This is a genomic window from Ferrimonas senticii DSM 18821, assembly GCF_000422665.1.
Taxonomy (GTDB): domain Bacteria; phylum Pseudomonadota; class Gammaproteobacteria; order Enterobacterales; family Shewanellaceae; genus Ferrimonas; species Ferrimonas senticii.
The window spans coordinates 69344-94119 of record NZ_AUGM01000004.1 but is presented as its reverse complement, the minus strand read 5'-3'; the positions used below and the strand labels follow the sequence as shown (position 1 = coordinate 94119).

Below are 24776 nucleotides of genomic sequence, written 5' to 3'. Positions count from 1 at the left end.
GATTCGAATCAACAAAAAGCCCCGCACTCAGTGAGTTGCGGGGCTTTTGTTAATGCCATTGGCGCTCGAACGTTCAGTGACGCTTACTTGATGCGCACCACATCGGCACCCAGGCCAGACAGCTTGTGTTCGATCTGTTCGTAACCACGGTCAAGGTGGTAGATGCGATCCACCACGGTGGTGCCAGAGGCCACCAGACCGGCAATCACCAAACAGGCAGAGGCACGCAAATCGGTCGCCATCACTTGCGCGCCCTGCAGATCTTCACAGCCGTGGATCATACAGGTGTTACCCTCTTGCTCGATCTGGGCGCCCATCCGCTGCAGCTCTGGCACATGCATAAAGCGATTTTCAAAGATGGTCTCAGTCACCATTGCGGTACCTTCCGCCAACGCGTTCAGGGTACAGAACTGCGCTTGCATGTCGGTTGGGAACGCCGGGTGCGGAGCGGTCTTGATCGATACCGGCTTAGCACGACGGCCTTGCATATCCAGACTTACCCAATCGTCGCCACGTTCGATGATGGCACCGGCCTCTTCCAGCTTCAGCAGCACTGGCTCCAGGGTTGCTGGCGCCGCGTTCAAGCATTTCACCTGACCACGGGTAGCCGCAGCAGCAACCAGATAGGTGCCGGTTTCAATGCGATCCGGCATCACGCTGTGCTCGATACCAGTTAAGCGCTCAACACCTTCAATGCGGATCACGTCGGTACCGGCGCCAGTGATCTTGGCACCCATGGCGTTCAAGCAGTCAGCCAAGTCAATCACTTCCGGCTCGCGGGCGGCGTTCTCAATCAAGGTTACGCCATCGGCCAACGCGGCCGCCGCCATCAGGTTTTCAGTACCGGTTACCGATACCACGTCCATCAGGATGGTGGCACCTTTAAGGCGACCATCGACGCGGGCTTTGATGTAACCCTCTTCCACGGTCACGTCCGCGCCCATCGCCTGCAGACCTTGGATGTGCAGGTTAACGGGACGGGCGCCAATGGCACAACCGCCTGGCAGCGACACATCCGCTTCGCCGTACTTCGCCACCAGCGGTCCCAGCAGCATGATCGACGCGCGCATGGTTTTCACCAAATCATAGGCGGCGACGTAGTTGTTGATGGTGGCCGGATTGATGGTCAGAACGCCATCGGCCAGATCGCTGACTTCGGCGCCCAACTGACGCAGCAAGGCGATGGTGGTATTAACGTCACGCAGCGCCGGAACGTTGCGGATGGTCATGGTATCTTCCGCCAGCACCGCAGCCATTAAGATTGGCAGGGCGGCGTTTTTAGCGCCGGAGATCACCACGTCTCCGGCCAGTGGGCCTGCGGCCCGAACTTGCAATTTATCCACTGTGACTCGCTCAGTTAAACAGCTTTTCGCGCTGCCATTCGGCTGGAGTAAAAGCCTTGATGGTTAAGGCGTGCAGAGTGCCATCGGTGATTTTGTCCATCAATGGCGCGTACACCGCTTGTTGACGTTTAACTTTAGACTGGCCATCAAAAGCGTCACTGACGATCACGATCTTGTAGTGGGTGCCTTCGGCGCTAACTTTGATTTCGGTTGTCGCCATCGCCTGCTCTAGGCGTTGTTGAATTTCGCTAAGCTCCATCGAGCACTCCCTAATTCTGATGTCTTACCGCTAACTGACCCGCACTGACATCAAGGTCGTACAGGGTCATCAGCTGAATTAGCCGCTCGGGACAATGCAACCATTGCATCGTCCCCTGCTGCTGACGTTGCGCCGATTCTAGCTCTATCAGCCACGCCAGCCCAGCGCTATCCACTTGTTGCAGTCGCTCAAGATTCAAATTTAGCGTTTGCGAGCCAAGCCAAGCGGCTGGGATAGGCCAGTGCTGCTCGACATCGGCACTGGTTAGCGAACCGCTAAGGCTTAAGCTGTCACCGCTGCGCTCTGCCAGCAGTGCCATTATGACTGGCCCGCCAGCGCTTTTTGGTTGTTGTCATTAAGCATCTGGATCACCGCGTCCAAACCTTGCTGGCGGATAAGGCCACCAAACTCGGTCTCTTTGGCGGCCAAGATGCTGGCGCCTTCCGCGATCAGATCGATCGCTTGCCAATCACCGCTTTTCTTGTTCAGGCGCAGCTTCAGCTTCACTTCAATCGGTGGCCGGGTGCCCTCGATAAAGGTCACGCCAACCGAAACGATGTTGCGGTCAGTCAGCGGCTGTGCTGGTTCAAACTCAATGGTTTGATCGGTGTAAACGGTAAACGCTTGGGCAAAGGTGGTGACCATATACTCGCGAAACTCGGCGGTGAAGTTGTCGCGCTGCTCTGGAGTGGCACTGCGTACCGCTTTGCCCATCACCTTGTAGCTGGCGTACTTGACGTTCACATAAGGCATCAGGTCGGTTTCAATCAACTGACGCAACAACTGCGGATTGGCATCCAGCTCGGCCCGGCGCTCGCTGTAGTTACCCAACAGCTCTGACGCCACTTGTTCCACCATGGTGTATGGGTTGCTTTGGTCAACCTCGGCATAGGCCGGTGCCAGCCACGAGCCGCACAGCGCCACGGCGGCCATCATCAATTTTTTCATCGCGGTTACTCCTTATCTTTGTCGCCGCTGCTGTACAGGAACTGGCTGATCAGTTCCTCCAAAACCATGGCGCTGCGGGTATCTTCAACCACATCGCCATCGGCCAGCATCTCGCCTTCATCGTCGATCATAAACCCTGGGGTCAGACCGATGTATTGTTCGCCCAACAGACCAGAGGTCAGAATTGACAAGCTACTGGTATCAGCGAACTGATTATATTGACCGTCGATCAACATCGTCACTTTCGGCACCAGTTGCTGCTGGTCGAGTTCGACCGCAGCCACTCGACCAATCACCACCCCGCCGACCTTGACCGGTGCCCGCGCTTTGAGGCCACCGATGTTGTCAAAATACGCCACCAGCTGATACTGCTGGGTGTGCTGACGCGGATCGATATCCGCCACTTTAAATACCAACACCGCAAAGGCCAGCAGCCCTGCGACAATAAAGCCGCCAACGGCCAATTCTATGCTTTTGGAATTCATGCTAGCTCCCAAACATCCATGCGGTTAAAACAAAATCCAGTGCCAACACAGCCAATGAGCTGTGTACGACGGTATCGGTGGTGGCCTTACTGATGCCTTCAGCGGTCGGCACCGCGCTGTAGCCTTTAAACAGCGCAATCCAGATCACCACCACCGCAAACACCAACGCTTTGATAAAGCAGTTAACGATATCTTGCTGCCATTCAACATTGGCGGTCAGGATTGACCAGAAGGCGCCAGCGTCGATGCCTTTCCATTCCACCCCAACCAGATGACCGCCCCAGATGCCGACGGCACAAAACATAAACACCAGCAGCGGCATCGCGATCACTCCGGCCCAGAAGCGTGGTGCCACAATCCGCCGCAGTGGATCGACCGCCATCATCTCCAGCGAGGCTAACTGTTCAGTGGCCTTCATCAAGCCGATCTCCGCCGCCACCGCCGAACCAGCTCGGCCAGCAAACAACAGTGCAGTTACCACCGGACCAAGTTCCCGTAGCAGCGACAGTGCCACCATCGGCCCCAAGCTCTCCTCGGTACCAAAGTCGACCAAAATAATGTAGCCCTGCAGCGCCAGCACCATGCCGATAAACAGCCCTGAAACCAACACAATCAGCAGCGACAACACGCCAACCTGATACAGTTGCCGCACCAACAACGGCGCCATCTGTCGCGGCTGCGGCTTAGCCACCAAGGCGCCGACTAACATCAACCCCGCTTGCCCAAGACGAGCCAGCCAATTGATACCAGTACGGCCAATTTGCGCAATCCAATCGATCACTTAAGCAAGGCCTCCATGTAGTCACTTGCAGGAAAATGGAAGCGCACTGGACCATCCGGCGCCCCCTGCAAAAATTGTTGTAACTGGGCGCTATCAAGTGCGCGGATCTGTTCAGGGGTGCCACTGCCGATCACTTGACCGTCGGCGATTACGTAGACCCAATCGGCAATGCTAAGCACCTCTTCAACGTCGTGGGAGACCACCACCGACGTCAGGTTTAAAGCGCTGCCGAGCTCACGAATCAGCTTAACCACCACCCCCATCGAAATCGGATCTTGGCCAGCGAACGGTTCGTCATACATCACCAGATCCGGCTCTAGCGCGATCGCCCGCGCTAAGGCGGCACGGCGCTGCATGCCGCCACTGAGCTCATTCGGCATCAACCCAGCCGCACCGCGCAATCCCACCGCTTCCAGCTTCAGCAGCACTAAGCGACGGATCAACGCTTCGGGCAACTTGGTGTGTTGCCGCAGAGGAAAGGCGACGTTGTCAAAGACGGACATATCGGTAAACAGCGCGCCAGATTGAAACAGCATGCTCATCCGTCGGCGCAGTTGATATAACTGTCGTCGCGACTGTTGATGAACATCAATGCCATCAAACAGCACCCGCCCTTTGGATGGCTGTAACTGGCCACCAATCAACTTCAGCAGGGTGGTTTTACCGATGCCGCTGGGGCCCATAATGGCGGTGATTTTGCCCTTGGGGATAACCAGATCGAGATCGCGATAGATGGCGCGGTCGCCGCGATAGAACTGCAATCCTTCAACGCAAATTAAGTCATCACTCGGGGGTAGGTGAGGATCAGTCATAGGGGTCACGGCGCTGGCATAGCCGAACTTTTCGCCGCCTTTCTCCAACAAATTTATCCAGTTAAGCCCGCCATCTTAAGCTTGCGCAACCCGCATCACAATGGCTAAAGCCTTTCAATTTCAAGCGCAACGGGCGACAATGTGACCCTTTCGACCGTGTTATTTTTGCCCTCATGCTGTTAAACATCTTCTTGCTGCTAGCAGGTCTGGCGTTATTGGTTTGGAGCGCCGACCGCTTCGTCTTCGGCGCCGCTGCCGTCGCACGCAACCTAGGCCTTGCGCCGATGATCATCGGCCTCACTATCATCGCCATGGGTTCATCAGCACCGGAAGCGATGGTCGCTGCCAGCGCGGCGATGGAGGGCAAACTCGATACCGCGGTCGGCAATGTGATTGGCTCTAACATCGCCAACATTACTCTTATTCTAGGCCTTTCGGCGCTGCTTAAGCCGCTACTGGTTGGTTCTTCAACCTTGATTAAAGAGATGCCATTGATGCTGGGAGCCACCATCTTGGCTGGTTACCTTATGCACGATCTGCAGTTATCGGTAACCGATGGATTGATCTTGTTTGCCGCCTTCGCTCTGGTAATGGGCTTTTTGGTGATCAGTGCTTTAAAAGCCCGCGACGATAAGATGGTTAGTGAAGCCGAAGGCGAAGTACCGGCTAACGTGCCGATGGCTAAGGCTTTGCTGTGGTTGGTGATTGGCATGGTGCTGTTGCCAATTGCGGCGGATCTGATGGTGGATAACGCGGTGGTGATCGCCAAGTGGTTCGGCATGTCGGACTTAGTTATTGGCTTAACCATTATCGCTGTCGGTACCAGTCTGCCGGAATTGGCCGCCTGCATTGCTGGTCTGATGAAAGGTGAAGATGACATCGTCATTGGCAACGTGGTCGGCTCCAACCTATTCAACATTCTAGCGGTGCTGGCGATCCCAGCGGTGATTGCCCCAGGCGCCATTGACGCCGCCGCAGCCGGTCGCGATTTCTTTACCATGCTTGGCACCAGCTTGGCGCCACTGCTTATTTTGCTGCTGAAACGCAACAACAGCATTGGCCGAGCTGAAGGCGGATTACTGCTGCTGTGCTTTATCCTTTATCAAGTCAGCCTGTTCTACTAACCCGCATGCTGCCATCCGTAAATCAAGTGACTACCCATGACTAAGCAATGGCGCCAATGGGCGCAGCAAGTGATTGCCATCGAAACCCGCGCAATCGAGCAGATGACTCAATACATCGATGATCAGTTCATCGGCGCCTGCGAAACCATCTTGGCCTGCAAGGGCAAGGTAATTGTGATGGGCATGGGCAAATCCGGTCATATCGGCCGTAAAATCGCCGCCACCTTAGCCAGTACTGGCACCCCAAGCTTTTTCGTCCACCCTGGCGAAGCCAGCCATGGCGACTTAGGGATGCTGGACATCAATGACGTAGTGATTGCCATCTCCAACTCAGGTGAAGCCCACGAAATCCTAACCTTGATGCCGGTGATCAAACGCCTCGGCATGCCGGTTATCGCGATGACCGGCAAGCCACAGTCCAGTCTGGCCAAACTGGCCAAACATCATCTGTGCATTGCGGTGGCCGAAGAGGCCTGCCCACTGGGATTGGCGCCAACCTCATCAACCACCGCTACCTTGGTGATGGGCGATGCCTTGGCGGTCACCCTACTGCAAGCCCGCGATTTTACTGCCAACGATTTTGCCTTGTCGCACCCGGGCGGCGCCTTAGGGCGACGACTACTGTTAAAAGTGGCCGATGTGATGCATAGCGGCGACCGGCTGCCGCTGGTTGGTCAACAGGTGACTATCAGCCAAGCGCTGCTGGAGATCTCCGCCAAAGGCCTTGGTATGACGCTGGTGATCGACGACAACGGCCGCCTAACCGGGCTGTTTACCGATGGCGATCTACGTCGCGTGCTGGATGCCCGTATCGATATCCACAGCACCGCCATCGGCACCGTGATGACCCCAAATCCGATAGTGGTGGACAGTAATCTACTGGCTGCCGAGGCACTGAAATTGATGCAAGACAACAACATCAACGGCTTAATCAGCGTTGATGCCGATAACCGCCCCAGCGGCGCGTTAAATATGATGGATATGCTTAAAGCAGGAGTACTGTGATGGATAGCATCGCGACCCTATACGGCCCAGTGACCACCGAGGTTATCGACCGTGCCGCCGCCATCAAGCTGCTGGTGTGCGATGTTGACGGGGTGTTTTCCGATGGCCGCATCTATCTGGGCAACAACGGCGAAGAACTGAAAGCCTTCCACACTCGTGATGGCTTCGGCATCAAAGCGCTGCAACACGCCAACATTCAAGTGGCGGTGATCACCGGTCGCCGTTCGCAGATCGTGCAACAGCGAATGACCGCCCTTGGGGTGCAACACATCATTCAAGGCTGTGAAGACAAGCTGACCGCCTTCAACGAGTTGTGCCAACAGTTAGGGCTCAGCGCCGAAGCGTGCGCCTACATCGGTGATGACTTGGTGGATCTGCCAGTGATGCAGCAGGTGAACTTGGCGGTAGCGGTGCATGATGCGCACCCAGCGCTGTTGCCACAGGCCCACTATCGCACCTATTTAAACGGCGGCTTTGGTGCGGTGCGCGAGTTGTGTGACTTACTGCTGCAAGCACAAGGCAAGTTGCAAGACGCCAAAGGTCTGTCGGTATGAAGCGCGAGCTGTTAGCTGGCCTGATCCTGCTGGCGATGGCCGGTGGTCTGTATTGGCACAACCTGTCACATCAGCCAGAACAGGTACGACCGCTCGGCGAGCACGAGCCAGACTTTGTTGCGCGGGCGATGAAAACCCGTTCTTATGACCTTAATGGCCGCCTAAACGCCGAGGTTGCCGCCGACACCATGCGGCATTATCAGCAAAAACAGTACACCGAGTTTGAGCGGCCAGTGTATCTAGTGTATCCAGAAGACAGCCCAGCCATTTGGAAAGTCGTCGCCGATAATGGCGCATTGCAAGACAACCGTTATTTGAGTCTCGCCAATAACGTGGTGATCACCTTGATCGAGCCCGATAAGCCGATCAACACCATCAAAACCGAACAATTAACGCTGGACTTAGATACCATGGTGATGACCAACGAGGTGGCACTGCAAGCCGAGGGCATCGACTTCACCATGACAGCTGTTGGCTTACATGCCGACCTAAATCAAAACCATATTCACCTGAAACAAAAGGTAGTTTCCACTTATGAAGTTCAGTAATGCACTGCTACTTGCACTGGCAATGACCACCGCTATCGGCCACGCCGCCGAGGACGATTTTCGTCAGCCGGTTAGCGTCACCGCCGATCGCAGTGAAGGCGATCTGCAAAGTCGCACCCTAAGCTACCTTGATAACGTAGTGGTGGTGCAAGGCACCTTGAAGATCCACGCCGACAAACTGACTTTGCAAAGCAACGAAGCGCAAACCGAGCAGATCTTTGTCGCTACCGGTAACCCAGCCACCTACGAACAGATGATGGACAACGGTTTGATGGCTGAAGCCGAAGCCAGCGAGATCCGCTACAGTGTTGCCAAACGTGAGCTGATCCTCACTGGCGAAGCCGAACTGCGCCAAGATGGCAGCTTGGTTAAGGGCGACCGCATCAGCTATAACGCACTGGAACAGAAATTGACAGCCAAAGGCAGTAAACAAGAACAGATCACCACCATCTTCCTGCCCAAAACCGAAGATGAGGCCCCAAAGACTGAGCCAACCCCATGACCCCAACGGTACTCAAAGCCAGTAACTTGGCCAAAAGCTACAACGGCCGCCAAGTGGTCAAGGATGTCGGTCTGACCGTTGAAACCGGCCAGATCGTCGGCCTACTAGGCCCTAACGGCGCCGGTAAAACCACCACCTTTTACATGGTGGTTGGGCTGGTACAAAACGACCGTGGCGCGATTCACATCAATGATGATGACATCACCCTGCTGCCAATGCACAACCGTGCCCGCAAAGGAATTGGCTACCTGCCGCAGGAATCCTCTATCTTTCGTAAGCTGACGGTGCATGACAACCTGATGGCGGTGCTGCAGATCCGCAAAGAGCTAACCCAGCAACAACGGATTGAAAAGCTGGAACAGTTGTTGGAAGAGTTCAACATCACCCACATCCGTGACAGCTTAGGGATGGCGCTCTCCGGCGGCGAAAGACGTCGAGTTGAAATTGCCCGAGCACTGGCAGCCGAGCCGCAATTTATCTTGTTGGACGAGCCATTTGCTGGGGTCGATCCGATCTCGGTTATCGATATCAAAAAGATCATCCAGCATCTCAAGCAGCGCGGTCTGGGTGTATTGATCACCGACCACAATGTGCGCGAAACTTTGGACGTGTGTGAGTACGCTTACATCGTTAGCCACGGCGAGATGATCGCCCAAGGCGCTCCGGAAGAGGTACTGAACAACCAACTGGTGCGTTCGGTTTACCTAGGCGACCAGTTCAAGCTGTAATGCCAAGGTACAACAAGGATATTGATCGTTAGATGAAGACCTCGCTTCAACTCAAACTCGGCCAGCAGCTGACCATGACGCCGCAACTGCAACAGGCGATCCGCCTGCTGCAGTTGTCGACGCTGGATCTGCAGCAAGAGATCCAAGAAGCCTTGGACTCCAACCCATTGCTGGAGCAATCCGAAGACGAGTACGGCAATGACGATGGCAACCTCGACGATCACCATGATGACAACGTCAGTGCCACTGTCGAGAGCAGCGAACTGGAAACCAGTGAGGCGCTCAGCAAAACTGAGATGAGCGATGATCTGCCGCTCGACTCCACCTGGGACGATGTCTACAGCGCTGCCCCAGCCACTCCGGCCGGCCCTGCTCGCGATGACGACGACAGCCTCTATCAAGGGGAAACCAGCGACGATCTGCAAAGCCATCTGCTGTGGCAGATGGCGCTGACCCCGATGAGCGATACCGATCGCGCCATCGCCACCTCGCTTATTGATGCCATCGATGAATACGGCTATCTGACCATCCCGCTTGACGATGTGCTCAGCGCCGTTGGTGTTGACGACATTGAGCTGGATGAAGTGGAAGCCGTGCGCAAACGCGTGCAGCGCTTCGATCCGGTTGGCTGTGCCAGCATTGATCTCACCGATTGCTTACGAGTTCAGCTGTTGCAACTGGACAGCGACACCCCATGGCGCGACCAAGCGATAGCGCTACTCCATGAGCATATGGATCTGCTCGGCAATCGCGACTTTCGCACCCTGCTGCGGCGCACTAAACTCAGTGAAGATGAGTTGAAGGCGACCATGACCCTGATCCAAACCTTAAACCCGCGCCCTGGCGGCCAGATCGCCCCACCGCCAAGTGAATACGTGGTACCGGACGTTTCCGTTAGTAAGAAGCACGGCCGCTGGGTGGTTGAACTCAACCCCAACGCAATGCCGAAGCTGCAGATCAATCAGCAATATGCGGCCTTGTCGCGTAATAGTCGCAACGCTGGCGATGGCCAGTTCATTCGCGGCCATCTGCAGGAGGCTAAGTGGTTTATTAAGAGCCTAGAGAGCCGCAATGACACCTTGATGAAAGTCGCCAACTGCATTGTTCAGTTTCAACAAGGCTTTCTCGAATACGGCGACGAAGCGATGAAACCGATGGTGCTCAATGACATCGCCGAAGCGGTAGAGATGCATGAGTCCACCATTTCGCGGGTAACCACCCAGAAATACATGCACACCCCTCGGGGTATTTTCGAACTGAAGTACTTTTTCTCCAGCCATGTCAGTACCGACAGCGGCGGTGAAGCCTCATCCACCGCCATTCGCGCACTGATCAAAAAACTGGTTGCGGCAGAGAATCAAAAAAAGCCATTAAGCGACAGCAAGATGGCACAGATCCTCGCGGATCAAGGCATTCAGGTAGCACGGCGCACCGTCGCCAAATACCGCGAATCCTTGGCCATCCCACCCTCAAACCAGCGCAAGATGTTGTAAGCGCACCCACGGAGGTCAGCTATGCAGATCAACCTAACCGGGCACCACGTAGACATTACCGACGCGTTACGCAGTTACGTGCACGAGAAATTCGAAAAACTTGAGCGCCACTTCGAACACATCAACAATGTCCACGTGATCCTCGAAGTGCAAAAAGTACAACAGATTGCCGAAGCCAAATTACACGTCAACGGCGGGGAAGTGTTTGCCGCGCATCAGCACGACAACATGTATGCCGCCATTGATGGCCTGATCGATAAGCTCGATCGGCAAGTGATCAAACACAAAGAGAAGCTGACCCGGCACTAACGACGCTAAATGGAAATTAACGACCTACTTGCTCCGGAGTGCGCCCGCTGCGTTACCCCGGAGCTCAGCAAAAAACGCGCCTTAGAGCTTATCAGTGAACTGGCGGCGGAATGCTGTCCAGAGCTGCCTCAACATGAGCTTTTTGAAAGCCTGATGGCGCGAGAAAAGATGGGCAGCACCGGCTTTGGCAAGGGCATCGCCCTACCCCATGGCCGCCTGTCTCGTCTGACCAAACCAATGGCGGTGATGCTGAAATGCGACACCCCAATCGACTTTGACGCCATCGATGAACAACCGGTGGATCTGCTGTTTGCGCTGTTCGTCCCCGAGGAGGAACATCAGCAGTATCTGGCGGTACTGGCCAAGGTAGCCGAAAAACTCAGTCAAAAAGAGCTGGTTCGGGCGCTGCGCCGTACCGAAGATAATCAACAGCTGTTTGAGTTAGTCAGTCAATGATCAAACTGGTGATCCTTTCCGGCCGTTCCGGTGCCGGCAAATCGGTGGCGCTGCGTGTGCTCGAAGACAGCGGCTACTACTGCGTCGACAATCTGCCACTGTCACTGCTGGGCCATTTACTGCAGAGCTTGGAAAGCCACCAAACCCAGATCGCGGTCAGCCTCGATATTCGAAATCTGCCCAGCGAACAACTGGACCTCAACCAGTTACGGCAACATCTGCCTGCGGCCATCGACGCGCAAATTGTGTTCCTAGACGCCGATGATGACACCCTGCTCAGACGTTACAGCGAAACCCGCCGCTTGCATCCACTGTCTCACGATGGCAAGCCGTTAGCGGTCGCAATTGCTGAAGAGAAACGGCGCTTAAGCCCACTGGCACAGCAAGCCGACCACCACATCGCCACCGATAACCTGTCGGTGTATGAGTTGGCCGACGCCATTCGTTCACGCTTGTTGGATGCAGAGCCAACTGAACTGACGGTGGTGTTTGAGTCTTTTGGCTTTAAGTATGGAATGCCAAAACAGGCCGACTTTATCTTCGATGTGCGCTTTTTACCTAACCCTCATTGGGAACCGGAACTGCGTCCCTACACCGGCCTAGATATGCCAGTGGTCGATTTCTTTAGCCGTCACGACGACGTGCAACGATTTATCGACAGCACCGAAACCTACCTCGCCAATTGGCTACCACTGCTGCAGCGCAACAACCGCGCCTACCTCACCATTGCCATTGGCTGTACCGGCGGCAAACACCGCAGCGTCTACATTGCCGAGAAGCTGCAACAACGTTTTAGCAAACGCCACAATATCGTTTCTTGTAGCCATCGCGAGCTAGACCAGTCTGGCAGCGCCTCATGACCGCACTGTGCCGCCAAGTTACTGTGGTTAATAAGCTCGGATTGCACGCCCGCGCGGCTACCCGTCTAGCGCAATTAGCTGCCGGTTATCGTGCCACCATTACCCTGCATTTAGATGAACAGCAGGCCAACGCCAACAGCATCTTTGGCCTGTTAATGCTGCAAGGCTGCCGTGGCCGCACCATCACCGTATGCTGCGATGGCGACGACGCCGATGCGGCTCTTAGCGCCGTCTGTGAGTTGTTTGCCTGCCGCTTTGACGAGGCTGAATAACTTCCGTTGGCAGTTGGCAGTTGGCAGTTGGCAGTTGGCAGTTGGCAGTTGGCAGTTGGCAGTTGGCAGTTGGCAGTTGGCAGCTTGTTGTCAAATCCCGCCAGCCGCAAGCTCTACTTTCGAACGACGACTCACTGAAAACTCATCACTGATCACTGAACATGAACCGCTGATGACCAGCCAGATCCCTCGGCCATGTGCAGCTAGTTGTTATCGACCGCAATAAGTCGCCCCGAGGTAATAAACTCGCCGAACGATTCACACCAGACGATCGCTGCCGCGTAATTACCCACCTCAATGCCTGGCGGCAGTGGCAACACAAAGCCATCAAAGCTTTTCACCAATCCTACGTCGACCATCTGCGCTTTTAGCTCGGCAAACTCCGTCTCGGTTTCCACATAGCGCGGCGACAGATACAGGTGATAATCCGGACCGGCGGCCAGTTGGCCACGAAAGGCAATCTGCTCACCACTGATGCTTAAGGTTCCCTCGCCCCAATGCAAAAAGTCACTGTCGATCCGGTCACGGGCAAAACTGGCTTGATAATCACTGTTGCTAACCACTTGCTGGACTGCAGTCCCACTTGGCGCCTCTGGGGCGGTCAAGATCGGCAGTAAGTACATGCCGCCAACCAGACCCACTACCCCAACAGCGATATGGCTTAGCCATAATCCTAACGCTCTCATCGCACACTCCTTATGCTGATAAACTCAGCGCCACTGTGCCGCAAGGCTAGTGCAAATTCCTTGATCAAAGCGGGTCAGAACGATCAAAAAAGCCGGATCATTCGATCCGGCTTAGTGACGCTATGGTTGTCAGATCACAAGATCCGATTGGGATTAAGCGCCAATTTCCGCCGCAAATAACTGATCTGCATCTGGTGATTTAACCCTTTAGGGCAAGCATCCGCACAGCCTAACAAGGTCATGCAACCAAACACCCCATCGGCACTGCCAAGCACTTGATAGAAGTCATCGGGGCCTCGGGCATCGCGATCATCAAGGGCAAATCGTGCCACCTTGTTCATCCCCACCGCGCCAATAAAACTGGCGCGCATTTGCGCCGCCGCGCAGGCCGACACACAACAGCCACACTCGATACAGCGGTCGGTTTGATAGATGCTCTCAGCTGTGTGGGGATCTTGCGCCGCTTCAATCTGATCGAAGCTGCGCGAATCCGCTTTCGGGTGCAACCAAGCGCCTAACCGCATCGATAACGCCCGCATAAATTTACCGGTATCCACCGCCAGATCGCCAATCAGCTCAAAGCCTGGCAACGGCATCAGCGTGATCCGGCCAGAGCTAATGCTGCTGGTTAAGGTTTTACAGGCCAGACTCGGCAAGCCATTGATCACCATGGCGCAGGCACCGCAATTGCCAGAGCGGCAAACGCCATCGAACAGCAGGCTTGGATCCTGTTGTTGCTGCAATTGTCGTAGCGCCGACAGTACTGTCATCCCAGCGGATTCCGGCAGCTCAAAGGACTGCATCCAGGCTGTGGCATCGGCCGCTTGCGGATCTAAACGAAACACTTCAAAAATTAACGTACGGCTCATTGGAGGCTCTTCTCTGGCATCGATAAACGTTGGTTGTCGCCTTGATAGCAGCGCGGTAAGCCTGCTAGCACCTCGGGACAGATGCCAGCGCCACCGCAGTCAACCAATTGCTGGGCGCGGCCTTCAGCTTGCGGATGCGGGATAATCTCGGTGGCGCCATAGCCACGGGCTGCCGGCGCTAACGCCATCTGTTGCAGTTCTAATGGTTGGTAATCAAGTTGCACCGCTCCCTGCTGCCAGTACGCCAACGTGCGCTTAAGCCAATCGCGATCGTTACGGGCTGGAAAATCATCACGAGCGTGAGCGCCACGAGATTCTGTGCGGGCACGGGCGGCGGTAGCAATTGTCAGCGCCAGTTGCAGTTGCAACGGCAAACGGAGCGCCGCTTCAAGCTCCAAGTTACCGTGGCGTTTGCGATTTCTTAGCGCCAACTGGCCACTGCGGCGCAACAGTTGCTGCAGCTGCGTAATCGCCTCGGTTAACCCCTGTTCATCGCGGAAGATGCCGACGTTATCGGTCATCAACCGCTGCATCTGTGCCAGCAGTTGATAGCAATCCTCGCCCTCGTCGGCTTGCAATAGACGGTCAATCTGCTGCTGCCAAGGTGCAGCAAAGGCGGCGACCAACTGGGGATCGCCACTGCTGAACTTTTCACAGCCAGCGGCGACATGCTCACCAACAATCATCCCCGCCACCAGTGTCTCTGCCAATGAGTTACCGCCCAGCCGGTTAAAACCGTGCAGATCCCAGCAAGCAGCCTCACCAACCGCATACAACCCAGTTAATCCCAGCGCCTGACCGTCGGCATCGGTGCGCACCCCGCCCATGCTGTAGTGCTGGGCAGGCCGCACCGGGATCCACTCTTTGGCGGGATCTATGCCGGCGAAATCACGGCAAATATCCACCACTTCCGGCAGATTTTTGTCGAGATACGGCCGCCCAAGTTTGGTGAGATCCAGCCACAGGTGGTCACCATCGGCACTGGCAACCCCTTTGCCCTTAGCCAAATGAGTCGCCATATGGCGTGACACCACATCACGACTGGCCAACTCTTTATGTTGTGGCTCGTAGTGTTCCATAAAGCGCTGACCATCGGCATCGCGCAATACGCCGCCGTCACCACGACAAACCTCGCTAATCAAAATGCCACTGGGCACCAACGCCGTCGGATGAAACTGCACCGCTTCGGGGTTCCCCAAAGGCACCACCCCGGTAGCCAACGCCAATGCTGCGCCCATCCCATGCGTCGCCAAGCCATTGGTGGTATCGGCCCACAACTGACCATAACCGCCACAGGCGATGGTGGTGGTGCGCGCCAGATAAGCACGGAGTTCACCGCTAACCAGATCCCGCGCCAGCACACCGTGACAACGTTGGCCATCGTGGATCAGCGCCAACGCCTCAACCCGTTCGGCGATCGAGATCTGCTCAGCGATCGCTCGGTCGCTGATGGTCGACAATAACGAATGACCGCTACCGTCAGCGCTATGGCACACCCGCCATTTGCTGGTGCCACCAACATTACGAGCCTGAATCAAACCGTGTGCTTTCGGCGATTCCTTAACAGTAACGGTCTTACCATCCTGCTGTAGTTGGCGTACCCCGGCCTTAATCCGGGTCCACGGCACCCCCCACTGCGCCGCTTGCCGCACTGCTTTGGGTGCCACATGGGCAAACCGCTGGGCAACGATTTGATCGCAGCCCCAATCGGAGCCAACCACGGTATCCACAAAGTGCTGCCATTCATTATCGCCAGCGCTGTTAACACTGTTCGCCAGTGCCGCTTGCATCCCCCCTTGCGCCATTACCGATTGCGACCGGCGTGCCGCCGTCAGCGACAGCAGTAGTGGCTCAAACCCCCGCTGTTTACAGGCAATGGCCACTCGAAGGCCAGCCAATCCGGCGCCCAACACCAAAGCGTCAGTGTGAATAATGGTTATCGCTGCGATCATAAATTGATTCCTAAATAGGTGCTGTAACCCACGCTAGCGCTACCCAAAAGCAGCAAGTACAGGGCGAACCACTTAGTTAAGCTCCGGCCCAAAAACCGCGGTTCAGAGATAGGGCACCACTTCAACCACAAGCGGGTGATCCCAGCCATCGCGTGCACAATCGAACAAGGCAGCAACAGGGCATAAAACCACCAACCACCGAGATGCGCCATCGCGTGGGCGGACTGTTGGCCACTAAGCGTAGCGGCATCCAGCGTCACCACGATCAGGTGTTGCGCCACCAGCACCAGCAAGCCAATGCCACTGAGCAACTGCACCAGCCACAAGCGGGTGCCTGGATGGTGAATGATGCGACTGTGGCGATACAACGCCGCGCACTGCTGCCAACGCCACGGAAATTTACGTGCCGCCGCCAACACGTGCACCAAGGTCAACAGCGCCACCAACGCAATGGCAACGTAGACGATCGCCACATAGCCATCACCGGATTCGGTTAACCACGAGCCATGCAACGCCGCCATCACCGCATCAAAGGCATCGAATCCCAATAGCATCGAACCAGTCAGGTGCAGGTGAAAGACCAAAAAAAGCGTTAACAGAGCACCGGTAATTCCTTGCCAAATATCAAGTTTTGCCAGTAATCGAGGAAATTTATTGTGCATCGACATGCCGCGACTCACGCAGGTTGTAGGGCCGAAAAGATGCTAAATTTTAACCGCCATGGCGCTGAAAAAAATTGAAGCAACGCCAATAACGCTAACCTCTGCAACCAAGCCTTTGGCGACTGCGGCAAGTTTCGATATACGCCACGCGGGTTTGCGCTACAATTCGCCGCTTTGGTTATTCTATTTGTCACAACGAGGCTCTTTATGGCTTGGCTGCAGATCCGTTTAAACGCCACCGCAGAAACCGCGGAGATCATTGGCGATCATCTGTTTGAGAGCGGCGCCGTGTCCGTTACTTTTGTTGACGCCTATGACACCCCAGTATTTGAACCGCTACCAGGCGAAACCCGCCTGTGGGGCGACACCGACGTGGTGGGCCTGTATGACGCCATCACCGAGATGGAACCGGTGATTGAACAGCTAAAGCAGCTGCCAGAGCTGGCCAATCAGTTGGTATATAAAGTAGAAGCACTGGAAGACAAAGACTGGGAACGCGAGTGGATGGATAACTTCCACCCGATGAAGTTCGGTAACCGCCTGTGGATCTGCCCAAGCTGGCGTGAAGCCCCAGAGCCAAACGCGGTTAACGTGATGCTCGATCCCGGTCTGGCGTTCGGTACCGGCACCCATCCGACCACCGCCCTGTGCCTGACTTGGCTAGACGGCCAAGAGCTGGCCGACAAAACCGTGGTGGATTTTGGCTGCGGTTCCGGCATTTTGGCGATCGCTGCCATCAAGCTGGGTGCCAAACAGGTGATTGGCCTTGATATCGACCCGCAGGCGCTGACCGCCTCTGCCGACAACGCCGAGCGCAACGGCATCAAAGACAAGCTGACCGTCTACCTGCCCAAAGACCAACCGGCGGATCTGCAAGCCGATGCCGTGGTCGCCAACATTTTGGCCGGACCTCTGCGCGAATTGGCACCGGTGATCAGCGCTTTGGTTAAGCCCGGTGGCCAATTGGCGCTGTCTGGCCTGCTGCAAGAGCAAGCCGACGAACTGCGCGAAATCTACAGCCAGTGGTTCCAGCTAAACCCAACTGCAATCGAAGGCGATTGGTGTCGTCTGGATGGCACTAAGATCGCTTAATGGCGATCACAGCCTAGCGGTCAACTTTTAAACAACTCACAAAAAGCCACGTTAGTTAGCCATCACTAACGTGGCTTTACTTTATAAACCGCCATTCCCGCTTGGAAAGTCAAGCAAATTAATTTGCCTCGCGTATATTTTATGACCTTTGCAAGCCTGCAAAAAAAGAGTAAGATTCGCTCCCTCGTTTCAGAGCGGGTTAAAAAGTGACTATGAAAATTGGACCCTATCAACTGGATAACCAGCTGTTCGTGGCGCCAATGGCCGGCGTCACCGACCTGCCTTTTCGCCAATTGTGCCGTCGTTTAGGGGCCGGTCTGGCCGTGAGTGAGATGATCTCGTCCAATCCTGAGGTTTGGAATACCGAGAAATCGATGTCACGGATGGATCACAGTGGTGAAAGTGGGATCCGTTCAGTACAAATCGCCGGTTGTGAACCAGAGTTGATGGCTCAGGCCGCCCGTTTCAATGTGGAACGCGGCGCCCAGATCATCGACATCAATATGGGTTGCCCGGCAAAAAAAGTTAATAAGAAGCTGGCAGGGTCTGCCCTGCTGCGCCACCCGGACTTGGTGGCACAGATCTGCACCGCCGTAGTAAACGCGGTGGATGTACCTGTGACTCTTAAGATCCGCACCGGTTGGGATCCGGAAAACCGCAACGGCGTCGACATCGCCCGCATAGCCGAGCAAAGCGGCATCGCTGCTCTCGCCGTGCACGGTCGAACCCGACAATGCATGTACAAAGGCGAAGCCGAGTACGACACCATTGCGGCAATAAAACAGGCTATTTCGATTCCGTTGATTGCCAATGGCGACATCGACAGTCCCGAAAAAGCCCGCAAGGTACTGGAGCACACGCAAGCCGATGGCTTGATGATTGGGCGCCCAGCACAAGGTCGACCGTGGATTTTTCGCGAAATCGATCATTACCTGAAAACCGGAACCCATCTGCCAGAGCCGACGTTGCACGAGCGCTGGCAACTGATGCAGGAACACCTGCAGCAATTGCACTTGTTTTATGGAGACGAGCGCGGCATGCGCATCGCCCGTAAACACGTGGGCTGGTATCTCGATAACCAGCAACAACCGGAATTACGCAAAGCGTTCAACTTGTTGGACTCGGCGTCGGCGCAGCGCGAGGCACTTGCCCGCTTTTTTGAAAATAGTAATCGTTAAAAGACAGAGCAAAGACAGTATGTTTGATCAGCAGAACTCCTTTTCTGAAGCACACCAACTGACCGTTGGCCAAATCGAGACTCCAAACGGCACCGTTAAGCCACAGCTGCTGCGCGACTCCGTAAAGCGCGCTGTGAGCAACTACTTTGCCCAACTGGATGGCCAAGAAGCCTCTGAAGTATACGAAATGGTACTGTGCGAAGTTGAACAGCCACTGCTGGACATCGTGATGCAGTACACCCGCGGCAACCAAACCCGCGCTGCTAACATTCTGGGCATCAACCGCGGTACTCTGCGCAAGAAGCTGAAGAAATATGGCATGAACTAATCCGATAGGATTAAGTTCAACAATATATGAGCCCCAGGCCAATTGGTCTGGGGCTTTTTTTTGGTTTCGTTATACCAATAATGGCAAATTCAGCGCGATCAAAAACGCCGCTTCAATTGAAGCGGCGTTTGCAAAATTCGGATCTTTTGGGCGTCAGATAATGAAGTAGATCGACGCCAGTGCGGCGCACATTACACCGAGAGCGATACCGTCTCCCAGCTTCCAACGGGCATCGCCAGAACAGCGATGGCAACGCTCTTCTAAGCTTTGGCGTTGCTGTAAATATTGATGTTGTTCGCGCTTTGTCATGATGGCTGTCACCGTGAATCACACTGCGGGACGTAATGTGACTCAAGCCACACTGCAGCTCAAGCAAATCATGCGTAAAATTGGCATGTTTTACCTAAATTTAACAACTTAAAATCCAGCCAACATCACCATTAACAAAGCAACAACAAAGCAAACTGTGATCCGCCGCGCAAATAAGAACGACTCTCACTCTTATCTTACCCATTTAGAGATAACCACAACGATTCCACAAGCGCATTCATTGCAGCAGATCACATTATCGCTTTTTTCGTGCGCGTTTCGCCGCTTTGCGCTTATCTGCCTGCTTTTTCCGGTCAGCTTTCGGGCGCCCAACCGCAATCAGCCCAGCGAGTTGCGCCTTGCCTTGTTGCGATCGCATAAACCGCTGCGCTTCCTCATGCCCCAATTCTGCCGCCCGCTGCAGCAACACTTTAGGCACCAGCACTCCCTTGTAACTGCCTTTTTCGGCGATGTGACGCATCAGCAATAGCGCGGCGGCGAAAGCAATGTGCGCTTCGAGTTCGCTGCCTGTACTGGCAATCACCGCCGCTTCCGCTTGGCTAACCCGCTCGCTACTGTCGGCCTCAAACTGCTCGCCCGCCATAAAGGTGATGGCGGCGGGATTGACTAAACGACTGCTCGGCAGTTGTTGGTAGTGCTGGCGCATCAATTGGTAACCGGCCTGACGATCTTGCGGATAGCCAAAGCGCCCCAAAAACAGGCAGAAGCCACGGGCGAAGGCGATGCTACGCTCACCGGTGGCTTGGGCACGGATCATCAGATTACGCCCTTGCTTATCGACATCGGCATCGGCAGTTGTTGCCGTCCCCAACGCCAACAACTGCAAGGCAAAGGCGGCACCAAGATTTTGTGCCATGCCAAGCTCTACGCACTCTTGATAGCGTTCTAGCTGATTTTGCTCGGCATAGTATTCAATCAGCGTTTGCGTAGCTGCAACCCAACCACCAGCAGCAGCGCGGTGCATTAGCTTAAGCCACTTGCTGCCGTTTTCTTGGCTGCGGACAAAGCTCGCGTAATGAAACTGCACCTGCGACTCGTCACTGGTGAGCGCCAGCTCGAAGTAATGCTCGGCTTGCTCGACCTGAGCGGGGGTATTTAACAGACCAGAATCGATCTGCGCCGCCAACAGCTGGGATGGCCAATGATGCTGCCGGATCGCCTTGCCAAGCCAATAATCAACGTCGGCTCGCAGTTGCTGCTGTTGACTCAATTGCTGCTGACTGCGCTGCCCCGCTTTGGTCGCGAACGCCTGTTGCAGCTGCTCATTGAGTTGTTGCGCCAGTGCAAAGCAGGCTTCGGCATCGCCTTCAAACGCTAATTGATAAAGATAACTGGCGCCGGGATCTGGCGGCTCTTGCCAAGGTGCAATATCCGCCACTTGACCGTCAAATCGCAGTAGATACACAAACTCCGCCAGTTTATGGGCGGCTTTTAGCAGCTCCCGCACCTGATTCTTGGCCAAGGCCGCATCGCCCTGCTGAGCGTGCACCGCCACATTACCGGCGCTGCGCAGTTGGTGCAGCAGCGCGATAAGATCATCCGGGATTGGGGTTTCGAAGCTTAGCCGGTTCAGCCGTTCATTCAGGCTTTCCGAGTGCTCGGCGAGGTCGCATTGATAATGCGCCATCAGTTCATTGACGCACTGTTCGGCAAACAACCGCAACTTGGCGGCGCAGCCTTGGCGATCGAGGTGATAGTAATGCTCACTCAAGCTGCCGCTGCGATACAGCAGCGGCATCACGTTAGCAATAAATTCAAAGTTGCTGGTATGCACGCGGCTTCTTTCCCTAATTGCTGGCTACTTGGCTAACAGTGCCAATAACTGCTCTGCGTCATCCAAGGTGCCCAGCTCCACTTGCTGACCATAGACGCTGTCCGCCAGCGCCTGCTTGCTTTGCTGCAGCGCCAACACCCTTTCTTCCACGGTATGTTCACAGATCAGCTTGTAGACGAACACCGGTTTATCTTGACCGATGCGGTAGGCGCGATCGGTGGCCTGTTGCTCTGCCGCCGGGTTCCACCATGGATCAAAGTGGATCACCGTATCCGCTTGGGTCAAATTCAAACCAACGCCGCCGGCTTTTAGCGACACCAAGAACAGCGGCACTTGCCCCGATTGGAACGCCGCCACCGCGCCATCGCGATCCTTGGTCTGGCCGGTCAGCAGACTGTAGCCGATGCCCAATTGCTGCACCCGCGCCTCGATGCGCGCCAACATGCTGGTAAATTGCGAGAACAGCAGTACCCGCCGACCATCGGCGATCATCTGTGGCAGTTTCTCTAGCAAGTATTCCAGTTTGGCTGATTCATCCAGTTGCTGAGCCGCCTCAAGCCCGGTGAGCTTGGGATCGCAACATATCTGGCGCAGCTTCAGCAACGCATCCAAAAATTCGATGCGACTGGCGGCCACGCCTTTCTCGGCCAGCAACTGTCGAACTTTGCTCTCCATACTGGCTCGCACCGTTTCGTATAACGTGCGCTGCATGGTTGGCAGCGAAATACGCTGAATAATTTCGGTTTTCGGTGGCAGTTCGGTGACCACTTGGTCTTTGGTACGACGCAGCATAAACGGCCGGATCTTCTGCTGCAGCCATTGCTGCATCTGTTGATCGCCAAACTGCTCTATCGGTCGACGATAGAGCCGACTGAACTGCCCTTGAGTGCCTAAAAATCCCGGCAAAATAAAGTCATACAACGACCACAGCTCGCCAAGGTGGTTTTCCATTGGCGTGCCGGTCAGTGCCAACCGCTGCTCCGCCACCAGATCTTTGATGGCTCGGGTGGCTTTGCCGGCAGGATTTTTGATCGCTTGCGCTTCATCCAATACCAACACCGAAAAATCGTGCATCACCATGGTGTCGATATCGCGATGGATCAACGGGTAAGTGGTGATCACCAGATCCGCTTGTTCAATCTGTTCGAAGTCTTCTTGGCGGCGAGCACCGTGAATCACCAACACCTTTAGATCCGGCAAAAAGCGTTTGGCTTCACTGCGCCAGTTGCCTACCAAGCTGGTTGGGCAGATCAATAGCGCCGGTTGGCTAAGCTGCCCCTGCTCTTTCAAGCGTTGCAGGTGTGCCAAGGTTTGCAGGGTTTTGCCCAAACCCATGTCGTCCGCCAGCACCCCACCAAAGCCAAAGCGGTGCAGGAAGCTGAGCCAGTTTAAACCCTGTTGTTGATAACCGCGCAGTTCTGCACGCAGCCCTTGCGGTGGAGCAACGGCCTCAATGCCGCTGAAATCACGCAGTTCTGCCGCCAATTGCTTGAGGGAGTCATCACCGAGCCATGGCAGCTGCTCATCAGCCGCGGGCAATCGCGCCAACTGATGACGGGCCAATCTCACCTTAGCTCGTGGCTTGCGATCGCCCAGTTCGGCTAGCACCGCCAGAATCGGCTGCAAACTATGGTAATCCACCAGCAGCGGCGGGCCATCGTTGCGTTCCAGCAGCACTTGGGCGCGCGGTTCGCGCCAATCGGGATTGCCCGCCAGCCAGCGCAACAGCAGCGGCGCCAATGAGATCGGCATGCCATCGACGCTAAGCTGCGCCAATATATCCAGATCGAACCAGTTGCCCTGCTGTTGCAGTTCAAGCTGCATCGACTCGATGGCAACCGGTTCAAGGTGGAGATCATCCGCGGTGGAGATCTGCCACCCCTGCTGACTAAGCTGTTGCCGATGTTGAGTAAGAAAATGCTGCCAGAATAGGCGCTGATTAGGCAGCGGCGAGCGCAGCAGCAGTGACACTTGGTTGTCGCTCTCTGGCAGCACTTCCAACATTTGATCCGCCAATAGCGCAAACGCGGTCTGTTCGGCGGCGAAATCACGGCGTACCCAGACGGAATCAGGCGCATGCTGATAGAGCTGCAACGTCGGTTTTGCCAGCACCCGCGGGCTAAGCACCATTGCGCCATAGCCAAAACTCAAGGCGGCGATGATGTCGTCACTGCTGCGCCACAGATGCAGTTGCACCGCCAGCGGCGCGTTAATCTCCAGATCCGCCCGCTTACTCGGCAGCACCACTTCGTCGCTATCGACGTTATTGAGGATCTCGGTGGCAAAGTGCTGTGCCGAGGCTTCCGTCAGCGCCGGTAAGCTGGAAAGCTGATGCAGCAAACGTGGCGATAACGACGTGTTAATCGGCCCAAGCTGATGATTGTCCAGATCGACATACCACGGCGTGGTAAAGGGCAATAATCGCCAGCGCTGACAGCCATCTAAGCGCAATTCCAATGCCTTTTTGTCACCTTCCGGTTGCCAGTGCCAACTTAGGTGGCGGGCACCACTTAAGGTCAGCGCCGTGGTCGATTCATCCCAATACAACTGCTGCTTTTCGGCTAGACGCTGCAACGCGTTGCGGTGCAATCCAGAATACGCATAACGTGGGCCGTTTTGACTTAGCTCAAAGCCCGCTTCAAGCAGTAATACGGTTTCGCGATCGTCGTCGCTCAGCACCAAGTCATCGCGATAAGCCGACAGCAACTCTTTGGCCGAGCGCGCCACCACTTTGCCAAAACCACCGCTTTTGAGGGCACGGCGGTAACCGGTTTTGACCACAATGGCGTCTTTTGCCAGTTCACTGTGCTGGTGCTGCAACATCACCGCCAACACCTTGTCACCATCACTGCGCGTTGCCGCTTGGCGATCGTGGCGCAGATCGCGGCTGGACCGCTCCAACCAGCGCTGATACATGGTGTCAGTTGTGCCCGCCTGCTCCAACGCCGCCAACAAAATGGCCACCGCGTGCTTACATTGGTCGCCCACCGGGCAAGTGCAATCACTGACAATCCCCTGCGGCGTCGCGGCAATCGAAACTTCATAGTCACGGCCATAGTTGCCCGCCACCTCGCCATGGATACTGCGCCCCTCTTGGCTGACATCGCAGTACACGACTTTGCCTCGCTCGAAGTAAGCTTCCCCCCGAACAAAGGTATTTTTTTCAAATGACTTGCGCACCTTGGCGACATCAAAGATCAGCGACACAGTAACAACGACCAGAGAAAACAGCCCACCAGTGTAGCACCGCCGAGTTAAGAAAAATCAGCGAAAAACGCGAATTTATGATGCCAAACAATCAAGTCATTGCCGCGAGCTGTTGCCGAACTGCCGCGCAGTTAACTTGCTTTCGCAACGATGTTCACCATCCTTTTTGTCGCCACCTGCAGCATTGACCAAAACTAAAATCCCCTTGGCTGCTGCACC

28 protein-coding genes are annotated in these 24776 nt (G+C 55.4%); 14 read left to right on the top strand and 14 right to left on the bottom strand.

The genetic code is table 11. From position 1 onward, the window contains the following. Positions 1-83 precede the first annotated feature (83 nt). The 7 genes from murA to G506_RS0103980 are packed head-to-tail and all read right to left on the bottom strand — an operon-like array spanning position 84 to position 4628. Positions 84-1343: a UDP-N-acetylglucosamine 1-carboxyvinyltransferase gene (gene murA / locus G506_RS0104015; protein WP_028115749.1), complete on the bottom strand. Its 1260-nt coding sequence runs from the start codon at positions 1341-1343 to the stop codon at positions 84-86. Between the two features lie 10 nt (positions 1344-1353). After that, positions 1354-1602 (bottom strand): BolA family protein, encoded by a 249-nt coding sequence (locus tag G506_RS0104010; protein WP_028115748.1) that lies wholly within the window; start codon positions 1600-1602, stop codon positions 1354-1356. Between the two features lie 10 nt (positions 1603-1612). Continuing rightward, positions 1613-1921: an STAS domain-containing protein gene (locus tag G506_RS18690; RefSeq protein ID WP_035386998.1), complete on the bottom strand. Its 309-nt coding sequence runs from the start codon at positions 1919-1921 to the stop codon at positions 1613-1615. Then, a complete protein-coding gene (locus G506_RS0103995; protein WP_028115747.1) occupies positions 1921-2550 on the bottom strand; it encodes an MlaC/ttg2D family ABC transporter substrate-binding protein in 630 nt (209 codons plus the stop codon). The genes G506_RS18690 and G506_RS0103995 overlap by 1 nt, the downstream gene beginning before the upstream one ends. A gap of 5 nt (positions 2551-2555) precedes the next feature. Beyond that, positions 2556-3035 carry an outer membrane lipid asymmetry maintenance protein MlaD gene (gene mlaD, locus G506_RS0103990; RefSeq protein WP_028115746.1) on the bottom strand — a complete coding sequence of 160 codons (480 nt, stop codon included), beginning with the start codon at positions 3033-3035 and terminating at the stop codon, positions 2556-2558. A gap of 1 nt (position 3036) precedes the next feature. After that, positions 3037-3816 carry a lipid asymmetry maintenance ABC transporter permease subunit MlaE gene (gene mlaE, locus G506_RS0103985; RefSeq protein ID WP_028115745.1) on the bottom strand — a complete coding sequence of 260 codons (780 nt, stop codon included), beginning with the start codon at positions 3814-3816 and terminating at the stop codon, positions 3037-3039. Then, entirely contained in the window at positions 3813-4628 is an 816-nt protein-coding gene (locus G506_RS0103980; protein ID WP_028115744.1) for an ATP-binding cassette domain-containing protein, read from the bottom strand. Before G506_RS0103980 ends, mlaE begins: the two co-directional genes overlap by 4 nt. Before the next feature lie 173 nt (positions 4629-4801). Here G506_RS0103980 and G506_RS21075 point away from each other — a divergent pair, with 173 nt between their 5' ends. Genes G506_RS21075 through G506_RS0103925 form a run of 11 tightly spaced genes read left to right on the top strand, consistent with a single transcriptional unit; the run spans position 4802 to position 12479 of the window. Next, positions 4802-5752 carry a calcium/sodium antiporter gene (locus tag G506_RS21075; RefSeq protein ID WP_028115743.1) on the top strand — a complete coding sequence of 317 codons (951 nt, stop codon included), beginning with the start codon at positions 4802-4804 and terminating at the stop codon, positions 5750-5752. Positions 5753-5788: 36 nt separating this feature from the next. Then, on the top strand, positions 5789-6757 hold the full coding sequence (locus tag G506_RS21070) for a KpsF/GutQ family sugar-phosphate isomerase (RefSeq protein ID WP_028115742.1): 969 nt from the start codon (positions 5789-5791) through the stop codon (positions 6755-6757). Beyond that, positions 6757-7311: a 3-deoxy-manno-octulosonate-8-phosphatase KdsC gene (gene kdsC, locus G506_RS0103965; RefSeq protein ID WP_035386997.1), complete on the top strand. Its 555-nt coding sequence runs from the start codon at positions 6757-6759 to the stop codon at positions 7309-7311. The genes G506_RS21070 and kdsC overlap by 1 nt, the downstream gene beginning before the upstream one ends. After that, positions 7308-7859 carry an LPS export ABC transporter periplasmic protein LptC gene (gene lptC, locus G506_RS18685; RefSeq protein ID WP_051201886.1) on the top strand — a complete coding sequence of 184 codons (552 nt, stop codon included), beginning with the start codon at positions 7308-7310 and terminating at the stop codon, positions 7857-7859. The genes kdsC and lptC overlap by 4 nt, the downstream gene beginning before the upstream one ends. Beyond that, positions 7846-8361, top strand: coding sequence for a lipopolysaccharide transport periplasmic protein LptA (gene lptA, locus G506_RS0103955; RefSeq protein WP_028115740.1), 516 nt, complete (start codon positions 7846-7848; stop codon positions 8359-8361). The genes lptC and lptA overlap by 14 nt, the downstream gene beginning before the upstream one ends. Next, entirely contained in the window at positions 8358-9089 is a 732-nt protein-coding gene (lptB, locus tag G506_RS0103950; protein ID WP_028115739.1) for an LPS export ABC transporter ATP-binding protein, read from the top strand. The genes lptA and lptB overlap by 4 nt, the downstream gene beginning before the upstream one ends. 32 nt (positions 9090-9121) lie before the next feature. After that, the gene (locus tag G506_RS0103945; RefSeq protein WP_028115738.1) at positions 9122-10582 is read left to right on the top strand and encodes an RNA polymerase factor sigma-54; all 1461 of its coding nucleotides are present in this window, start codon (positions 9122-9124) and stop codon (positions 10580-10582) included. A 21-nt stretch (positions 10583-10603) separates the two neighbouring features. Then, positions 10604-10891, top strand: coding sequence for a ribosome hibernation promoting factor (gene hpf, locus G506_RS0103940; RefSeq protein ID WP_028115737.1), 288 nt, complete (start codon positions 10604-10606; stop codon positions 10889-10891). A gap of 9 nt (positions 10892-10900) precedes the next feature. Beyond that, positions 10901-11347 carry a PTS IIA-like nitrogen regulatory protein PtsN gene (gene ptsN / locus G506_RS0103935; protein ID WP_028115736.1) on the top strand — a complete coding sequence of 149 codons (447 nt, stop codon included), beginning with the start codon at positions 10901-10903 and terminating at the stop codon, positions 11345-11347. Then, complete coding sequence (gene rapZ / locus G506_RS0103930) at positions 11347-12207, top strand: RNase adapter RapZ (RefSeq protein WP_028115735.1); 861 nt, start codon at positions 11347-11349, stop codon at positions 12205-12207. Before ptsN ends, rapZ begins: the two co-directional genes overlap by 1 nt. After that, a complete protein-coding gene (locus G506_RS0103925; protein ID WP_028115734.1) occupies positions 12204-12479 on the top strand; it encodes an HPr family phosphocarrier protein in 276 nt (91 codons plus the stop codon). Before rapZ ends, G506_RS0103925 begins: the two co-directional genes overlap by 4 nt. A gap of 203 nt (positions 12480-12682) precedes the next feature. On the opposite strand, the gene G506_RS0103915 is transcribed toward G506_RS0103925, so the two are convergent. From G506_RS0103915 to G506_RS0103900, 4 genes are all read right to left on the bottom strand, one after another. Continuing rightward, positions 12683-13165 carry a DM13 domain-containing protein gene (locus tag G506_RS0103915; protein ID WP_028115733.1) on the bottom strand — a complete coding sequence of 161 codons (483 nt, stop codon included), beginning with the start codon at positions 13163-13165 and terminating at the stop codon, positions 12683-12685. Positions 13166-13299: 134 nt separating this feature from the next. Beyond that, positions 13300-14034 (bottom strand): fumarate reductase iron-sulfur subunit, encoded by a 735-nt coding sequence (locus tag G506_RS0103910; protein WP_028115732.1) that lies wholly within the window; start codon positions 14032-14034, stop codon positions 13300-13302. Next, positions 14031-15986, bottom strand: a complete 1956-nt coding sequence (locus tag G506_RS18680; RefSeq protein WP_051201885.1) for a fumarate reductase flavoprotein subunit — start codon at positions 15984-15986, stop codon at positions 14031-14033. Before G506_RS18680 ends, G506_RS0103910 begins: the two co-directional genes overlap by 4 nt. Further along, on the bottom strand, positions 15983-16540 hold the full coding sequence (locus tag G506_RS0103900; protein WP_169628068.1) for a succinate dehydrogenase/fumarate reductase transmembrane subunit: 558 nt from the start codon (positions 16538-16540) through the stop codon (positions 15983-15985). Before G506_RS0103900 ends, G506_RS18680 begins: the two co-directional genes overlap by 4 nt. A gap of 315 nt (positions 16541-16855) precedes the next feature. On the opposite strand from G506_RS0103900, the gene prmA reads away from it, so the two are divergent. The 3 genes from prmA to fis all read left to right on the top strand — a co-directional run bounded on the left by prmA (position 16856) and on the right by fis (position 19246). After that, positions 16856-17740: a 50S ribosomal protein L11 methyltransferase gene (gene prmA, locus G506_RS0103895; protein ID WP_028115730.1), complete on the top strand. Its 885-nt coding sequence runs from the start codon at positions 16856-16858 to the stop codon at positions 17738-17740. A 212-nt stretch (positions 17741-17952) separates the two neighbouring features. Next, complete coding sequence (dusB, locus tag G506_RS0103890) at positions 17953-18918, top strand: tRNA dihydrouridine synthase DusB (RefSeq protein WP_028115729.1); 966 nt, start codon at positions 17953-17955, stop codon at positions 18916-18918. Between the two features lie 19 nt (positions 18919-18937). Further along, positions 18938-19246 (top strand): DNA-binding transcriptional regulator Fis, encoded by a 309-nt coding sequence (gene fis / locus G506_RS0103885; RefSeq protein WP_013343972.1) that lies wholly within the window; start codon positions 18938-18940, stop codon positions 19244-19246. 153 nt (positions 19247-19399) lie between these two features. On the opposite strand, the gene G506_RS20835 is transcribed toward fis, so the two are convergent. The 3 genes from G506_RS20835 to G506_RS0103865 form a co-directional block, all read right to left on the bottom strand. Further along, on the bottom strand, positions 19400-19555 hold the full coding sequence (locus G506_RS20835; protein WP_156904782.1) for a hypothetical protein: 156 nt from the start codon (positions 19553-19555) through the stop codon (positions 19400-19402). A 256-nt stretch (positions 19556-19811) separates the two neighbouring features. Next, on the bottom strand, positions 19812-21350 hold the full coding sequence (locus G506_RS0103870) for a DUF4145 domain-containing protein (protein WP_028115728.1): 1539 nt from the start codon (positions 21348-21350) through the stop codon (positions 19812-19814). 24 nt (positions 21351-21374) lie between these two features. Further along, on the bottom strand, positions 21375-24557 hold the full coding sequence (locus G506_RS0103865; protein ID WP_051201884.1) for a DEAD/DEAH box helicase: 3183 nt from the start codon (positions 24555-24557) through the stop codon (positions 21375-21377). Positions 24558-24776: the final 219 nt, after the last annotated feature.

Bases quoted from the DNA above. Each gene is read 5' to 3' on its own strand.
- G506_RS20835 (WP_156904782.1), bottom strand. From the start codon at position 19,555: ATGACAAAGCGCGAACAACATCAATATTTACAGCAACGCCAAAGCTTA.
- prmA (WP_028115730.1), top strand. From the start codon at position 16,856: ATGGCTTGGCTGCAGATCCGTTTAAACGCCACCGCAGAAACCGCGGAG.
- G506_RS0103915 (WP_028115733.1), bottom strand. From the start codon at position 13,165: ATGAGAGCGTTAGGATTATGGCTAAGCCATATCGCTGTTGGGGTAGTG.
- G506_RS0103910 (WP_028115732.1), bottom strand. From the start codon at position 14,034: ATGAGCCGTACGTTAATTTTTGAAGTGTTTCGTTTAGATCCGCAAGCG.
- G506_RS0103995 (WP_028115747.1), bottom strand. From the start codon at position 2,550: ATGAAAAAATTGATGATGGCCGCCGTGGCGCTGTGCGGCTCGTGGCTG.
- kdsC (WP_035386997.1), top strand. From the start codon at position 6,757: ATGGATAGCATCGCGACCCTATACGGCCCAGTGACCACCGAGGTTATC.
- lptB (WP_028115739.1), top strand. From the start codon at position 8,358: ATGACCCCAACGGTACTCAAAGCCAGTAACTTGGCCAAAAGCTACAAC.
- lptA (WP_028115740.1), top strand. From the start codon at position 7,846: ATGAAGTTCAGTAATGCACTGCTACTTGCACTGGCAATGACCACCGCT.
- fis (WP_013343972.1), top strand. From the start codon at position 18,938: ATGTTTGATCAGCAGAACTCCTTTTCTGAAGCACACCAACTGACCGTT.
- G506_RS0103980 (WP_028115744.1), bottom strand. From the start codon at position 4,628: ATGACTGATCCTCACCTACCCCCGAGTGATGACTTAATTTGCGTTGAA.
- G506_RS0103900 (WP_169628068.1), bottom strand. From the start codon at position 16,540: ATGCTATTGGGATTCGATGCCTTTGATGCGGTGATGGCGGCGTTGCAT.
- hpf (WP_028115737.1), top strand. From the start codon at position 10,604: ATGCAGATCAACCTAACCGGGCACCACGTAGACATTACCGACGCGTTA.
- dusB (WP_028115729.1), top strand. From the start codon at position 17,953: ATGAAAATTGGACCCTATCAACTGGATAACCAGCTGTTCGTGGCGCCA.
- G506_RS18680 (WP_051201885.1), bottom strand. From the start codon at position 15,986: ATGATCGCAGCGATAACCATTATTCACACTGACGCTTTGGTGTTGGGC.
- mlaD (WP_028115746.1), bottom strand. From the start codon at position 3,035: ATGAATTCCAAAAGCATAGAATTGGCCGTTGGCGGCTTTATTGTCGCA.
- lptC (WP_051201886.1), top strand. From the start codon at position 7,308: ATGAAGCGCGAGCTGTTAGCTGGCCTGATCCTGCTGGCGATGGCCGGT.
- G506_RS0104010 (WP_028115748.1), bottom strand. From the start codon at position 1,602: ATGGAGCTTAGCGAAATTCAACAACGCCTAGAGCAGGCGATGGCGACA.
- G506_RS21070 (WP_028115742.1), top strand. From the start codon at position 5,789: ATGACTAAGCAATGGCGCCAATGGGCGCAGCAAGTGATTGCCATCGAA.
- ptsN (WP_028115736.1), top strand. From the start codon at position 10,901: ATGGAAATTAACGACCTACTTGCTCCGGAGTGCGCCCGCTGCGTTACC.
- G506_RS0103925 (WP_028115734.1), top strand. From the start codon at position 12,204: ATGACCGCACTGTGCCGCCAAGTTACTGTGGTTAATAAGCTCGGATTG.
- G506_RS0103945 (WP_028115738.1), top strand. From the start codon at position 9,122: ATGAAGACCTCGCTTCAACTCAAACTCGGCCAGCAGCTGACCATGACG.
- G506_RS18690 (WP_035386998.1), bottom strand. From the start codon at position 1,921: ATGGCACTGCTGGCAGAGCGCAGCGGTGACAGCTTAAGCCTTAGCGGT.
- G506_RS21075 (WP_028115743.1), top strand. From the start codon at position 4,802: ATGCTGTTAAACATCTTCTTGCTGCTAGCAGGTCTGGCGTTATTGGTT.